The organism is Mycolicibacter minnesotensis (assembly GCF_010731755.1).
Taxonomy (GTDB): Bacteria; Actinomycetota; Actinomycetes; order Mycobacteriales; family Mycobacteriaceae; genus Mycobacterium; species Mycobacterium minnesotense.
In genome coordinates, this window is the sequence record NZ_AP022589.1 from 2,897,679 (window position 1) to 2,910,662 (window position 12,984).

Annotated in this window: 19 protein-coding genes and 1 pseudogene; 13 read left to right on the plus strand and 7 right to left on the minus strand. The window is 67.8% G+C overall.

All coding sequences use genetic code 11. The features are described from left to right. Positions 1-27 precede the first annotated feature (27 nt). A complete protein-coding gene (locus tag G6N09_RS13460; RefSeq protein ID WP_179959834.1) occupies positions 28-1,179 on the minus strand; it encodes a DUF6542 domain-containing protein in 1,152 nt (383 codons plus the stop codon). 118 nt (positions 1,180-1,297) lie between these two features. On the opposite strand from G6N09_RS13460, the gene ychF reads away from it, so the two are divergent. The 7 genes and pseudogenes from ychF (at position 1,298) to G6N09_RS13495 (ending at position 5,396) form a co-directional block, all read left to right on the plus strand. Beyond that, a complete protein-coding gene (gene ychF, locus G6N09_RS13465) occupies positions 1,298-2,371 on the plus strand; it encodes a redox-regulated ATPase YchF (RefSeq protein ID WP_083027005.1) in 1,074 nt (357 codons plus the stop codon). Positions 2,372-2,405: 34 nt separating this feature from the next. Then, complete coding sequence (locus G6N09_RS13470) at positions 2,406-2,687, plus strand: type II toxin-antitoxin system RelE/ParE family toxin (RefSeq protein ID WP_083027004.1); 282 nt, start codon at positions 2,406-2,408, stop codon at positions 2,685-2,687. Beyond that, complete coding sequence (locus G6N09_RS13475) at positions 2,674-2,976, plus strand: HigA family addiction module antitoxin (protein ID WP_083027003.1); 303 nt, start codon at positions 2,674-2,676, stop codon at positions 2,974-2,976. Before G6N09_RS13470 ends, G6N09_RS13475 begins: the two co-directional genes overlap by 14 nt. Then, positions 2,973-3,458, plus strand: coding sequence for a pyridoxamine 5'-phosphate oxidase family protein (locus tag G6N09_RS13480; RefSeq protein WP_083027002.1), 486 nt, complete (start codon positions 2,973-2,975; stop codon positions 3,456-3,458). The genes G6N09_RS13475 and G6N09_RS13480 overlap by 4 nt, the downstream gene beginning before the upstream one ends. 187 nt (positions 3,459-3,645) lie before the next feature. Further along, a pseudogene (locus G6N09_RS13485) lies at positions 3,646-3,837 on the plus strand (PhnA domain-containing protein); the annotation flags it as partial. Positions 3,838-3,987: 150 nt separating this feature from the next. Then, positions 3,988-4,995 carry an alpha/beta fold hydrolase gene (locus G6N09_RS13490; RefSeq protein ID WP_083027000.1) on the plus strand — a complete coding sequence of 336 codons (1,008 nt, stop codon included), beginning with the start codon at positions 3,988-3,990 and terminating at the stop codon, positions 4,993-4,995. Between the two features lie 89 nt (positions 4,996-5,084). Beyond that, positions 5,085-5,396 carry a hypothetical protein gene (locus G6N09_RS13495; protein WP_179959835.1) on the plus strand — a complete coding sequence of 104 codons (312 nt, stop codon included), beginning with the start codon at positions 5,085-5,087 and terminating at the stop codon, positions 5,394-5,396. Here G6N09_RS13495 and arr read toward each other — a convergent pair. Further along, the gene (arr, locus tag G6N09_RS13500) at positions 5,333-5,743 is read right to left on the minus strand and encodes an NAD(+)--rifampin ADP-ribosyltransferase (protein WP_083026999.1); all 411 of its coding nucleotides are present in this window, start codon (positions 5,741-5,743) and stop codon (positions 5,333-5,335) included. The two genes, G6N09_RS13495 and arr, sit on opposite strands and share 64 nt — an antisense overlap. Positions 5,744-5,792: 49 nt before the next feature. On the opposite strand from arr, the gene G6N09_RS13505 reads away from it, so the two are divergent. Beyond that, on the plus strand, positions 5,793-6,254 hold the full coding sequence (locus G6N09_RS13505) for an acetyltransferase (RefSeq protein ID WP_308214840.1): 462 nt from the start codon (positions 5,793-5,795) through the stop codon (positions 6,252-6,254). A gap of 192 nt (positions 6,255-6,446) precedes the next feature. Here the strand turns inward: G6N09_RS13505 and G6N09_RS13510 are convergent, their stop codons facing one another. Next, complete coding sequence (locus G6N09_RS13510) at positions 6,447-6,800, minus strand: Fe-S protein (protein ID WP_083026998.1); 354 nt, start codon at positions 6,798-6,800, stop codon at positions 6,447-6,449. A gap of 102 nt (positions 6,801-6,902) precedes the next feature. Here G6N09_RS13510 and G6N09_RS13515 point away from each other — a divergent pair, with 102 nt between their 5' ends. Then, on the plus strand, positions 6,903-7,415 hold the full coding sequence (locus G6N09_RS13515) for an OsmC family protein (RefSeq protein ID WP_083026997.1): 513 nt from the start codon (positions 6,903-6,905) through the stop codon (positions 7,413-7,415). Between the two features lie 6 nt (positions 7,416-7,421). On the opposite strand, the gene G6N09_RS13520 is transcribed toward G6N09_RS13515, so the two are convergent. Then, the gene (locus tag G6N09_RS13520; protein ID WP_083026996.1) at positions 7,422-7,814 is read right to left on the minus strand and encodes a nitroreductase/quinone reductase family protein; all 393 of its coding nucleotides are present in this window, start codon (positions 7,812-7,814) and stop codon (positions 7,422-7,424) included. A gap of 83 nt (positions 7,815-7,897) precedes the next feature. On the opposite strand from G6N09_RS13520, the gene G6N09_RS13525 reads away from it, so the two are divergent. Continuing rightward, entirely contained in the window at positions 7,898-8,230 is a 333-nt protein-coding gene (locus tag G6N09_RS13525; RefSeq protein ID WP_083026995.1) for a putative quinol monooxygenase, read from the plus strand. Here the strand turns inward: G6N09_RS13525 and G6N09_RS13530 are convergent. After that, positions 8,227-8,919 (minus strand): guanylate cyclase, encoded by a 693-nt coding sequence (locus G6N09_RS13530; protein WP_083027051.1) that lies wholly within the window; start codon positions 8,917-8,919, stop codon positions 8,227-8,229. The two genes, G6N09_RS13525 and G6N09_RS13530, sit on opposite strands and share 4 nt — an antisense overlap. A 23-nt stretch (positions 8,920-8,942) precedes the next feature. On the opposite strand from G6N09_RS13530, the gene G6N09_RS19525 reads away from it, so the two are divergent. Further along, complete coding sequence (locus tag G6N09_RS19525; RefSeq protein WP_109558982.1) at positions 8,943-9,104, plus strand: hypothetical protein; 162 nt, start codon at positions 8,943-8,945, stop codon at positions 9,102-9,104. Here the strand turns inward: G6N09_RS19525 and G6N09_RS13535 are convergent, their stop codons facing one another. Further along, on the minus strand, positions 9,105-9,923 hold the full coding sequence (locus tag G6N09_RS13535) for an adenylate/guanylate cyclase domain-containing protein (RefSeq protein WP_234807069.1): 819 nt from the start codon (positions 9,921-9,923) through the stop codon (positions 9,105-9,107). Then, positions 9,920-10,774 carry an alpha/beta fold hydrolase gene (locus G6N09_RS13540; RefSeq protein WP_083026994.1) on the minus strand — a complete coding sequence of 285 codons (855 nt, stop codon included), beginning with the start codon at positions 10,772-10,774 and terminating at the stop codon, positions 9,920-9,922. The genes G6N09_RS13535 and G6N09_RS13540 overlap by 4 nt, the downstream gene beginning before the upstream one ends. Positions 10,775-10,846: 72 nt before the next feature. Between G6N09_RS13540 and G6N09_RS13545 the strand changes: the two genes are divergently transcribed. Both G6N09_RS13545 and G6N09_RS13550 read left to right on the plus strand, forming a co-directional pair. Then, a complete protein-coding gene (locus G6N09_RS13545; protein ID WP_083026993.1) occupies positions 10,847-11,737 on the plus strand; it encodes an alpha/beta fold hydrolase in 891 nt (296 codons plus the stop codon). A gap of 20 nt (positions 11,738-11,757) precedes the next feature. After that, positions 11,758-12,981 carry a DUF1298 domain-containing protein gene (locus G6N09_RS13550; protein ID WP_083026992.1) on the plus strand — a complete coding sequence of 408 codons (1,224 nt, stop codon included), beginning with the start codon at positions 11,758-11,760 and terminating at the stop codon, positions 12,979-12,981. Positions 12,982-12,984 lie beyond the last annotated feature (3 nt).

The window sequence follows — 12,984 nt, forward strand, 5'->3', positions numbered from 1 at the left end:
TCGCCCGCGCATGGCAGGTCAGCGTCGCTAGATGTCGAATTCCCAGGAATCGGCTTGTTCGCGCTGCTGACGGGGGCGGGCGCGGCGCTGCGCGTTGGCCTCCTCAGCATCGGTCCCGCGGTAGCGCACCTGGGATACCGGGTGGCGGGTTCCGTTGCCGTTGCCCCGGCCATCGGCCGACGACGCGGCCGGACGCCGGCCTGGGGCCTCGGTCGGGCGGTAGCTGCGCGGATGCGGATCCCGGTTGGCTCGCGAGAGCGGGTCACCGGTGCGCGGCCCTTCTTGAGGCGGACGCGGCCGCCGGCGCGGCTCGCCCTGCCCGTCGGGGGCGGGACCCCGGCGTGGCTGGCGCTCATCACGGGCCTCGGTCGCCGGGCGTCGGCGTCGCTGCAGCGATTCGTCGCCTGCCGGACGCCGGCGGGGACGCGGGTGTTCGGCGGCCCCGGCCTCCATGGGCGGCCGGACGTGCCGGGAGCGGGTCGGTGCCTCGCCGTTGGCGCGTCGCTCGGGGGAACGAGTGCGGGTGCGGGTCCCGGCGGAGGCCTCCCGCGCGGCCCGACGGGATTCCGCGCTGGCCCGGCGGGGACGCTGGCCGGAGCGCTGTTCACGGGGCGCCGGCTGCTCGATGGCGTGCGCGGGGTTGCGGCTCAGGGCCGAGGAGATCAGGGCGCCGAGCCGGTCGCTGAGCGTGGGGCGTTGGGGTGTGCCGTGGTCCTCGGCGGTGCGGCGTTTGGCGGCGGCGCCGTCCAGCATCCCGAGATACCAGCGGACCATTCCGATCAGCAGCACAGTCGCGGCCGTGAACAGCATCAGCGGGAATCGTTCGATCAGGGGATAGCCGCAGTTGATGACGATGGCTTTGAGGCCGGGGAACCCGGCGCCGCGGAACAGCCAGTAGGCGCCGGGGACGATCACGAACAGGATCAACGGCGGCTGGATGACCGTGGTGAAGACGCCGGACTGCTGCACCATCAGCACCGCCGCGATGCATCCCATGACATAGAGCGCAGAGAAGACGAACGTCAGGTCTTTGTCGCCGGAGCCGGCGTCGAATGCCACTCCGATAGCGGCCGCCACCACCGCGACCGCCACCGCGCTCCACCATGGCAATCCGGCGATGCTCGGCAAGATCGAACGGTGGTCAGCGGCCACTGCCGACTTCTCGCGCGCTACTGCCACACACTGACGGTACCGGCTGACGGTGGCGGGAGCGCAGCGCGGCACGCGTGGCGGTGATCGCCGCCGCGGCGACTCCGGGCGAGGAGAGCCGCCGCCGTACTCCTAGAATTGGCTTCCCGTGAGCCTGAGCCTGGGAATCGTGGGGTTGCCCAACGTCGGTAAGTCGACCCTGTTCAACGCGCTGACACACAACGATGTGTTGGCCGCCAACTACCCTTTCGCGACCATCGAGCCGAACGAGGGCGTGGTGCCGCTGCCCGACCCACGGCTGGTCAAGCTCGCGGAGATCTTCGGATCCGAGCGGATCCTGCCCGCGCCGGTGACGTTCGTCGACATCGCCGGGATCGTCAAAGGCGCCTCGGAGGGGGCCGGGCTGGGCAACAAGTTCCTGGCCAACATCCGCGAGTGCGACGCCATCTGCCAGGTGGTGCGGGTGTTCGCCGACGACGACGTGGTGCACGTCGACGGCAAGGTGGACCCCGAGGCCGACATCGAGGTGATCGCCACCGAACTGATCCTGGCCGACATGCAGACCCTGGAGAAGGCGGTCCCGCGGCTGGAGAAGGAAGCCCGCAACAACAAGGACCGCAAGGCCATGCACGAGGCCGCGGTGGCCGCCGCGGCGATCCTCGACACCGGCAAGACCCTGTTCGCCGCCGGCGTGGACACCGCCCCGCTGCGCGAGCTGAACCTGCTGACCACCAAGCCGTTCCTCTATGTCTTCAACGCCGATGAGTCGGTGCTCACCGACGACGCGCGGGTGGCCGCGCTGCGTGAGCTGGTGGCACCGGCCGACGCGGTGTTCCTCGACGCCAAGATCGAAGCCGAACTGGCTGAGCTGGACGACGAATCCGCCATGGAGCTGCTGGAGTCCATCGGCCAGAGTGAGCGCGGCCTGGATGCCTTGGCGCGGGCCGGTTTTCACACCCTGAAGTTGCAGACCTACCTGACCGCCGGGCCCAAGGAAGCGCGGGCCTGGACCATCCACCAGGGCGACACCGCCCCCAAGGCGGCCGGGGTGATCCACACCGACTTCGAGAAGGGCTTCATCAAGGCCGAGGTGGTCTCCTACGACGACTTGGTGGAGGCCGGATCGATGGCCGCCGCCAAATCCGCCGGCAAGGTGCGCATGGAGGGCAAGGACTACGTCATGGCCGACGGGGACGTGGTGGAGTTCCGGTTTAACGTCTAGCGTTAATAACGGGGGTCGTTATAGACTCCGCATAGTGATCAGGTCCTTTGGGAGCAAGGACACTGAGCGGCTTTCGCGTCGTGAACGTGTTCGTTCGTTGGACCCACAGATCCAACGGGCAGCGCTACGGAAGCTGCGTCAAGTCGGCTCGGCGGTCACGCTCGAAGACCTCCGACTGCCGCCGGGCAATCGGCTTGAGCGACTCAAGGGCGATCGATCTGGTCAGCACAGCATCAGAATCAACGACCAGTGGCGGATCTGCTTCACATGGACCGACGCTGGACCGGAGGAGGTGGAGATCGTTGACTACCACTGACAAGCACCCGCCGATCCACCCCGGAGAGATCCTTCACGAGGACTTCCTGGAAGGCTTCGGCGTCACCCAGAACAAACTCGCGGTGTCGATCGGAGTTCCGCCCCGGCGCATCAACGAGATCGTGCACGGTAAGCGCGGCATCACCGCGGACACCGCATTGCGGCTGGCGAAGTATTTCGGTACCTCGGCCCAGTTCTGGCTCAATCTTCAGTCGCACTACGACCTCGACCTCGCCGAGGATCGGGTTGCCGATCAGATCGCTGCGATCACTCCGCTGAAGAGCGCATGACGCCAGAAGAACTTGCGCGTCAGTGGGATGTGGTTCGCGATGTGGTGCGACGCTCGACCGGTCCGCTGGCCATTGCGTCGGTCGATGCTGACGGTGCGCCGACGATCACCCCGATTGGCACCGTGTTCTTGCGCGATGACGGCACCGGCTTCTATTTCGATCAGTACACCGAGCGCCTTGCGCAAAACCTTGACCGTGACCCTCGCGTGTGTGTGATGGCGGTCGTCAGCGGCCCGGCCTTCTGGCTTCGCTCGTTGTTGGAGGGGCGCTTTCGCAAGGCCATCGGTGTTCGGCTCTACGGAACTGCCGGTCCCCGCCGTCCGGCAACTGTGGGAGAACTCGATGCGGTGCGGCGGCGCGTACGACTGAGCCAATTGACCAGGGGCGGAAGGGCGCTCTGGTCGGACTTCAGCCACGTTCGTGACCTCACGTTCACCGGACTTCGATTCGTTCGGTATCCGGTCATGATGCCGTCGGCGTAATCCTCGCGGGGTCAAAACTGACTCCGGATCAACTTATGCAACAAAGGTTTTGAAGCGGCCTTTGAGATTCGGTGAACTGGGGGTTTAGCGCGTTACTGCACTCCTGGCGGCGCGTCGCAGATCTAAAAGATTTGAGACGGAGACACCCCTGTTGTCGACATCAAGTAGTTGTTCATTCGGGCGGACCGACGGAGACACGGTGATTGTCGCGACGACGGTGAAGGTCAAAGGCGGCGGTGGCTCTGTCATCAAAGCGGGCACGAAGGTCCGTGGAATCCGGCTCATCGCTGATGGCGTCGGCGATCACGATATCGACGCGAATGTGCCCGGCCTGGGCCGAATGCAGCTCAAGTCGAGCGTGGTCAAGAAGGTCGGCTGAACCCGGCTGCGTGAAGACGGTCGACAGCGGTTCTGCAGCGAGCTGACCAACCGGTGTGACGGGTTCGCTCGTTAAATCATTGAAACATCGGGTGCGCAACGGGCCTCTAGGCGGTTAGCTATCGGTACCTGCGGATAGAGGGAGCACCGGATGGCTGCGGACAAGCCGCGATTGCGGCCGGTTTCGGATGACCCGATCCGAGTCGAATACCGAACCGTGCATGGCTATCGCCGGGCGTATCGGGTGGCCGGGGACGGGCCGCCACTGCTGTTGATTCACGGGATCGGAGACAATTCGTCGACCTGGGAGCCGCTGATCCCGCTGCTGGCGGAGAAGTACACGGTGATCGCCCCGGATCTGCTCGGTCACGGGCTCTCGGATCAGCCGCGCGCTGACTATTCCGTCGCCGCGTTCGCCAATGGCATGCGAGATCTGCTGTCGGTCTTGAGCTTTGACCGGGTAACGGTGATCGGGCATTCCTTGGGCGGTGGGGTGGCGATGCAATTCTGCTACCAGTACCCGCAGATGGTGGAGCGACTGGTCTTGGTGGCTGCCGGCGGTGTCAAGCGCGAGGTGAACCCCGCGCTGCGGCTGGCGTCGCTGCCGGCCGCGCCGCAAGCCTTGGCCGCACTGTCGGTGCCCGGATTTGAGACAGCGCTGCGGATGGCGCGGGGGTGGTTCGACGACGTGAGCCTGCCGCCGCTTCTGGTCGATCTTCCCGAGATCCTGCGGGTGCTCGGTGATTTGAGGTCGCCGAACAAGCGGGCAGCGTTCGTGCGGACGCTGCGCGCCGTGGTGGATTGGCGCGGGCAGATGGTCACCATGCTCGACCGCAGTTATCTCACCGAACGACTCCCGATCATGATCGTCTGGGGCACCCACGATCTGGTGCTGCCGTATGCGCACGCCAAGCTCGCACACGCCGCCATGCCGCATTCGCGGCTGGAAACCTTCGTCGATTCCGGTCATTTCCCGTTCCGTGACGACCCGCTGCGGTTCGCCGACCTTGTCGACGACTTCATCACCGGCACGGTGCCGCTGGATTTCGACCTGGAACGGTGGCGTCGGCTGCTCACCGACGGAGCGACCGAACCCGCGGCCGCGGATCAGGATGAGGAGCTCCTGCGCGCGTTGTCCGACGGCCGCAGCGCCACCTGACCCGCGGGGTCTGGCCTGCCGCGCAGAAGTCGCCGACGTGTGTCTCAGCGGTGACCTCACCGCGACGGCGATAGTGCAGGCTCATCCTCATGTCGGTGGTTGAGGCGATCTATCTGGTCGCGGCTGTGCTGTGGATTCTTGTGGTGGTGGCCGCGGCGGGCGTCGGGGGCCACTACCTGGTGAAGCTTCGTGCCAGGCGGCGCCAGGTGACCGGGCTTTTCGACACGGTGCGGCTGTCCATCGAGCGCGCCATCGACCCGTACCGGGCCGTGGCCGCCGGCGGCGCCGCGGTTGTGCAGCGGGTGGTCTCTGGACGCAATGTCTTCGCCAGCGTCGCTCAGTTGATGATCTCGTCGAGCCCGTCAGCGCGCAGCGCGGCCAGCCGATCACGCCACTCCTGAAGCGCCTCGGGCGTCAGTCGCGGCCACTCGATGATCTCGTCGACAACGCGCAGCGGGGCGCTGCTGCGGTAGGAGCGGGTCGGGTTGCCGGGGAACTTCTTGTCGGTGACGTTGGGGTCGTTCTCGAAGTCCCCGGTCGGTTCGACGCGATACACCCGCGGCTCCCCGTCACCGGCGGCGAGCTCGGCCGCCAGCCCGGCCCCGCTGAGCATCGCGGTGAAGTAGATGTGGTTCATCACGATCTCGGGCCGGTAGTTGGACCGGAAGCCCGCGCTGAGCAGGTCACCCGCCACCAGTTGAGCCTTGGTGCCGTGAAAGAACGGGCCCGCTTCCTCGATCGCGTCCATCGGTTCCAGGGTAGAGCTACGGCCGCACTTGATCGGTAACCTGACCGCGGTGCGGATTCGTGATTGCGCCGGCCCAGCCGAATACCCGCTGCTGGTGGAGATCTGGCGCAGTGCGGTCGAAGCGACACACCACTTCCTGGCCGAAGCCGATCGTGCGGACATCGAGGGCCGATTGGCGGATGCCTATTTCCCGAACGTTCGCCTCACCGTCGCCGAGGTTGAGGGCCAGCCGGTGGGTTTCGCGGGCACGGCGGGGGAGCACCTGGAGATGCTGTTCGTCCGCGCCGATGCCCATGGCCGGGGTGTCGGGAGTGCGCTGCTGGAACACGTTGTGGCGAGGCAACGCGTTCGCGGGGTGGACGTCAACGAGCAGAACGCACAGGCGGTGCGCTTCTATCGCCGACGCGGCTTCGTGGTCACCAGGCGCAGTGAGCTTGACGAGGCGGGACGCCCCTATCCGATCCTCGGCTTGATTCGGCAACCCCAGGACGACACCGGTAGCCGCTGTTAGCCTTCGAAAAGGTGGGCCGCAACCTCCGGCTGGGCGGGCACCACTGTCGGTGGCTGCAAGACCACCCTCGATGACAGCTCGCTGACGGGCACGTATCAGTGCCCGATGCTGCCGCCGATCGACATCGCTTTGGTCAGCGCCGGCTGAATCCGGAGAACCCGATCACGCTGATCGCAACCGGGCCGCACCCGGCTACCAGATGACGGCGAGCCCGGCGGCGGTCAGCGCGAGTGCACCCGCGGCGTAGAACAGCGGGCGAGGGGCCTGCCCACCCGACTTGCGCTGGCGGGCCCGGCCGATGCCCAGCACGGCGCCCAGGGCCAGCAGGATCACCAGCTTGATGCTGATCTTGGGGTAGTTGAGCACGATGCCGGCGGGCCAGGGTGCGGCCAGCGCAAGGCCGGTCAGCAGCGACAGCAGCACGCCGTAGTCCATCACCTTGGTGAGCTGGAAGCGCCGTGCCGCGGCTTCGGTGACCAACGCTCCGAACGTCACCGCGAATCCGACGATGTGCAGCAGAACTATTACGTGCCGTAGTACCTCCACGTCGCTCAGGCTAGCCCCTGGCGGCGGCAAATGGTATTCGATCCGAACACCGGAGGGTCGCGCGTTGGCCGACCCGTCGGCGTGGTCTTTACCCTTACCGGCATGACCACCTCGACATCTCGCCTGGCCGCCGTCGTCGCCGCCACCAGTGACCCCGCCGCCGCCGACCCCGCCACCTCCCAGGTCGTGTTCCGCGCCTCGGCAGTCGCCCACGACGCCGTGGCCAGCACCATCTCCCTGGGCCAGTACAAGGTCGAGGTCGACGAGCCGCCCGCCCTCGGCGGGGAGAACACCGCACCCAACCCGGTCGAGTACTACCTGGGGGCACTGCTGTCCTGCCAGGTGGTCACCTGGCGCTATTGGGCAGAGAAGTTGGGCATCACGGTCGATGAGATCACCGGTCGCGCCGAAGGCGATCTCGACGTCCGCGGGTTCTTCGGCCTGGACGACGCTGTCCGCCCCGGCTTCAAGGAGGTGCGGGTGGTGGTCACCGTGACCGGCCCCGAAACCGAGGAGCGCTATCGGGAACTGCACGAGGTGGTGGAAAAGCACTGCCCGGTGCTGGACCTGACCACCAACGTCACCCCGGTGCGCAGCACCCTGGAAATCGGCTAGCCGGGGTCAGTCCAGGTCGATCCGGACGGTCAGCAAGTCGGTGCCGAACGTCCGGACCAGGGCACTGTTGACGCGCGGCAAGGTCTCGAGGCGCGCCTGCGCGTCGTCGTCGGGCATCAGGTGGGCAGTTCCGCTGTGCCAGCGGCCACCGATGCGGACCCGAACGGCGTTGTTGGCCTTGATGTTACGGATGTAGTTCGCCGTTTCGCCGTGCTCGGCGACCAGCCAGAACTGAGTGCCGTCACGTCGCCCGCCGATCGGGGTGGTGCGGCGCTGCCCGCTGACCCGGCCGGTGGTCTCCAATAGGACCTGGGTCGGCAGACGCCGGGTGATCGGATTGGCGATGTGCCGCTGGAAGAAATCGACCATGCTGCGCTTGTGCGCCGGTGCCGTGGACATGTAGACCGATTGTGGTCGGCTTCGGGCACCATGTCATCCGAACCCCATAGTCAGCAGCAACCCACAACCAACGAGGAGCCTCGGTGATCTTCATCGTCGTCAAGTTCGCGGTCAAACCGGAGTGGGCGCAGCGCTGGCCGCAGTTGGTGGCCGGCTTCACCGAGGCCACCCGCGCCGAGCCGGGCAACCTCTGGTTCGAGTGGTCACGCAGCCTGGACGACCCGAACGAATACGTGCTCGTCGAAGCCTTCCGTGACGGCGAGGCCGGCGGCGCACACGTCAACAGCGACCACTTCAAGCAGGCCATGGCCGAGATGCCGCAGGCGCTGGTGTCGACACCGAAGATCATCAGCCAGCAGATCGACGCCACGGACTGGTCGCAGATGGGCGAGCTGAGCGTCGAGGAGCAGGCCTAGCGGACGACGGCGATCTCCCGGCCCAGCTGATAGCCGGGGGCCAACGGCAAGATGTCGCCGCTCCAAAAGGACCCGGGGTCAAACCAGTTGGAATCCTTGTCCGTCGAGAGCAAGCCCATCTCCTCGTAGGTGATGGCCACCGTCTCGGCGCAGTAGGCGGTCTGCAGGGCGACCCGGTTGTTGCGGGCCTTGCGCCGCTGAGTGATCTCGTGGGCCTTGCGGTCCAAGAACGGAATCCCGCGGGTCCAGTCGGCCAGGGTGGGCAACCGGCCCCGCAACCACCGGCCGGTCAATCGGGCGGTGGTGGGAAACGCAGTCCCGTCCATCCGGGCGATCGCCTGCAGCAGGTGGTTCTCCTGTTTGCGGGTGACGGTCCCGTTGAGCTGACGAAACCAGCAGCGCTGCTCGTAGCGGCCCATCCACTGCTCGACGGCGGCGCGGGCATCGTTGAGCTGCACGCCGCGATGGTTGGTGCCGGTCCAGAAGTCATGCAGTTTGTCGCCGAGCTCGGCGTGCCAGATCAGCGGTGGCAGGTCATCAAGGGCCACCGTCATCCCGACATGGTTCACCGGGGAGTTCGACAGCGTTTGGATGGCGCGGTCCGGGCCGGAACGGCCGCGGAACAGCCAGATGTCGCCGGTGCGGGTCTCGGCCAGCGCACGCTCCAAAGTCACTGTGTGTTCATCCACGCTCAGCACCCTAAAGTGTGAGCGTGCGCAGCATCTGGAAATGGATCGGCCTGGCGGGTGTGGTCGGGGTTGCCGCCGGCGGCGTGCTGGTGGCGCGAGACCAGCGACGGCGGCGGGCCTACACACCTGAGGAGATCCGCGCCCGGCTGCACGAGCGGCTGGCCGAGGCCGGCGGCGAGGACTGATCAGTCGGTGACGTCGACGCCGTAGAGACGATGCGTGCCGGCGAAACCTTTGAGTTCGGCGTCGCGCCCGGGGCCCACCGTGATGTCGTCGCATTCCTTGATCGCGTCGCGTACCGGCCCACTGATCAGGATCTGGCCGCCTTCGGCGGCCGCGGCCACTCGCGCGGCCATCGCCACGTTGCGGCCGAACAGGTCGTCACCGCGGCGCACCGAACGGCCCATATGCACCCCGATGCGGACCCGGATCGGATGCTGCGGCTTGCGGCCCCGCGACGACGCCAACGCGTGCTGAATGTCGATGGCGCAGCGCACCGCCTGCTCGGCTTCGGCGAAGGCGATCATGAAGCCGTCGCCCTGACTTTTGACCACGTGACCGCGGTGCTGTTCGACCAGCCGTTGCACCATGGCGTCGTGTCGGGCGATCAGCTTCACCCACGCGCGGTCGCCGATCCGTTCGTTGAGCGCGGTGGATCCCTCGATGTCGGTGAACAACACCACCACATGCCCGTCTGGGGTCAGGCGGGCCAGGTCGGGCCGCTCCACTGCCGCCCAGTCGGCGAGGTCTTCGATCGAACTGCGCACGGCCGCGCCGAATCCCTTCGTGCGCACCAGGTTCGCCGTCTGCCACACCGTCTTGACGGCCTCACGTCCGCCGCTGAGCAGCAGATTGCGGGTGTCGACCTGGCTGCGCAGTGCCTCGACCTCGGCGCGGATCTGCCGCAGCCGGGCAGCCATGAACGCCAGCGCGATTCCTTCGCCGGCAGCCAGGGCCGCCAGCGCGTACGCCGCCAGCAGGGGCGGCGCCAGCCAGCCGGTCAAGGCCCGGACACGAACTCGACGACGGCCGCGCTGAAGGCGTCATTGTCGTCGCCGGCCGCGGTGTGACCGGCCTCGGACAACTCCACTAGTCGCGCGCCCGGAACCTTGGACAGAAAATCCGCGACGCCCTCGGCGCTGACCACGTCGGACAGTTTGCCGCGGATCAGCAGGATCGGAATCTGCAGACCGATGGCGGCCGCCTCGATCTTCTCGGTGCGCAGCGCGGGGTCGTCGCCGGGCTTGGTCATCAATGCCGGATCCCAGTGCCAATACCAGCGGCCGTCACGCAACCGCAGATTCTTCTTCAACCCCTCCGGGCTGCGCGGCTTGGCCCGGTGCGGCAGATACGCCGCCACCGCGTCGGCGGCCTGCTCCAGGGACTCGAAGCCGTCGATGTGGCTGGCCATGAAGTCGCGGATGCGGGCGCTGCCGTCCTTCTCATACCGCGGCACCACATCGACCAGCACCAGCTTGGTCACCCGTTGCGGCCCCGCCTCGTCGGCCACCAAGATGCCGGTCAGCCCACCCATACTGGCCCCGATCAGGGCCACCGGCCGGCCGATCGCCGCGATGACGGCGACCGCGTCGGCGGTCAGGGTCTCGATGGCGTAGTCGGCGTCGGGTGCGCGGTCGCTGTCGCCGTGCCCCCGGGTGTCGAGAGCGATGACGTGATAGCCCCGGTCCGCCAGAATCTGGCCGGTCTTGTGCCAGGAGTGCCGGTTCTGTCCACCGCCGTGCAGCATCAGGATCGTCGGATTCCCAGCCGCCTCGATGGCGCCTCGGTTCCATTCGTCGGCGACCAGCGTGACTCCGTCGACGCCGTCGTATTCGACGGTCTGGGCTGCGCGCATTTCAAGATGGTAGATAGGTTGGACGACAGGGCGGACAGAAACGGCCGCCCGGCCCGGTCTGAGGGGTATGTGATGACTGAACCGCGGTGGATCGACGTGCCGACCCCCGGTATTGCGCTCAAGGCACTGAGTTGGGGGACACCGGGTGACCCGGTGGCGTTGTGCCTGCACGGCTTTCCCGACACCGCCTACGGCTGGCGCCGCCTGGCACCGCGACTGGTGGCCGACGGTTGGCATGTGGTGGCGCCGTTCATGCGGGGTTACGCGCCGTCGGCGATTCCCGACGACGGCAGCTTCCACATCGGCGCCCTGATGGACGACGCCCTGCGGGTGCTCGCCGCCGTCGGCGAGACCGGCCGCGACGTGGTGATCGGGCATGACTGGGGTGCGTTGACGGCCACCGGCCTGGCCGCCATGCCCACCAGCCCGTTCACCCGGGCCGTGATCATGTCGGTGCCGCCGCCCGCGGCGCTGCGTGCCGTCGAGGGGACCGGCCGGCTCAGCCTGGCCGCGCAGCTGCCGGCGCAATTGCTGCGCAGCTGGTACATCAGTTACTTCCAGCTGCCGTGGCTGCCGGAACGCTCCGCGTCCTGGGTGCTGCCGTTGCTGTGGCGGCGGTGGTCACCGGGCTATCCGGCCGAGGAGGATCTGCGGCACGTCGACGCCGCCATCGGAACCCCGGAGGGCTGGCGGGCCGCACTGGGGCCGTATCGGGCGTTGCGCAGCCGGCGGGTCCCCGACCGCTACGCCGAGCTGCACCGGCACTGGCTGCAACTGCCGCGGCTGCCAAGCCTGTATCTGCACGGGCGCACCGACGGCTGCATGGCGGAGGAGTTCACCCGGTGGGTGCAGCCGGCATTGCCGCCGGGCAGTGCCGCGGCCGTGGTCGAAAACGCCGGCCACTTCCTGCAACTCGAGCAGCCCGAGGAGATCGCCGTGCGGGTGCTGCAATTCCTGAGTTGACCCCGGCACCTGATCGCCGGATGACCGCGATCGACGCACAGTTCTACTGGATGTCGGGGAAGATCCCCAGCGACCAGTTCCTGCTGTACGCCTTCGCCGGTGTGCCGGCCGACGTCGACGCCGCGATCGCTGAGGTGCTGGAGCGGGCCCGGCAAGTCCCGGATCTGACCATCCGGGTCGCCGACGCCGGTGCACTGCGCTACCCGCGCTGGATCCCGTTGCGCGAGCACCCGAAAGTGATCCGGCGCCGGGCAGCCGAAGACACCTGGAGCGGCTGCCTGGATGCGGTCGTGGAACTGGCCGATGACCAACTCGACGTCCGGGTGGCACCGTGGCGGCTGCACGTGTTCGTTCCGGTCCACGACATTCCCGGTCACTCCGGCGCAGGCACCGTGGCGGTGCTGCAGGTGGCCCACGTGCTCGCCGACGGCGGGCGTGCGTCGGCGCTGGCCGCGTGGCTGTTCGGCCGTGACGCACCGGTGCGCGAGGTGACAACGCCGCGGCGCGGCTTCCTGCCGTGGCGCGCGGTGGCCGCGGCACGCACGCACCGCGGCCGCGTCGAGGACACCCAGGCCGGGCGGCTGCCGCCACCCGTCGGGGACCGTCCGTTGGTGGCCACCAACAATCGGCCGGCCGGCGGCCGGGCGGTGCGCACGCTGCTGCGGCACCGGGCGGAGCTGAGCGGGCCGACCGTGACCGTGGCGGTACTCGCGGCGGTGTCCGCGGCGCTCAGCGAACATCTGGGCACCCCCGGCGATGAGCTGGGTGCGGAGGTGCCGATGGCCAAAGCCGGTGTTCGCTACGCCCACAATCACTTCGGCAATGTTGCGGTGGGGCTCTACCCGCAGCTGCGTCATGATGAGCGATGCGCGCGGATCGCCGCGGATCTGGAGTGCGGGCGGGCTCGCGGCAGCCACCCCGCCTCGGCCGCCGCCGACCGGGCTTTTGCCGCGACGCCCGCGGCCCTGTTGCGCTGGGGCGTCGGCTATTTCGACCCCGACGCTCGTCCACAGCGGGTGACGGGCAACACGGTGGTCTCCAGTGTCCACCGGGGTGCTGCGGACCTGCGATTCGGTGCGGCGCCGGTGCTGCTCACCGCGGGGTTTCCGGCGTTGTCCCCGGCGATGGGGCTGACCCACGGTGTGCACGGGATCGGCGACACCGTCGTGATCAGCGTGCACGCCGCCGAATCGGCGATCGGTGATATCGACCGATACTTACGCTTGCTGGACGCCGCGTTGTAGTTT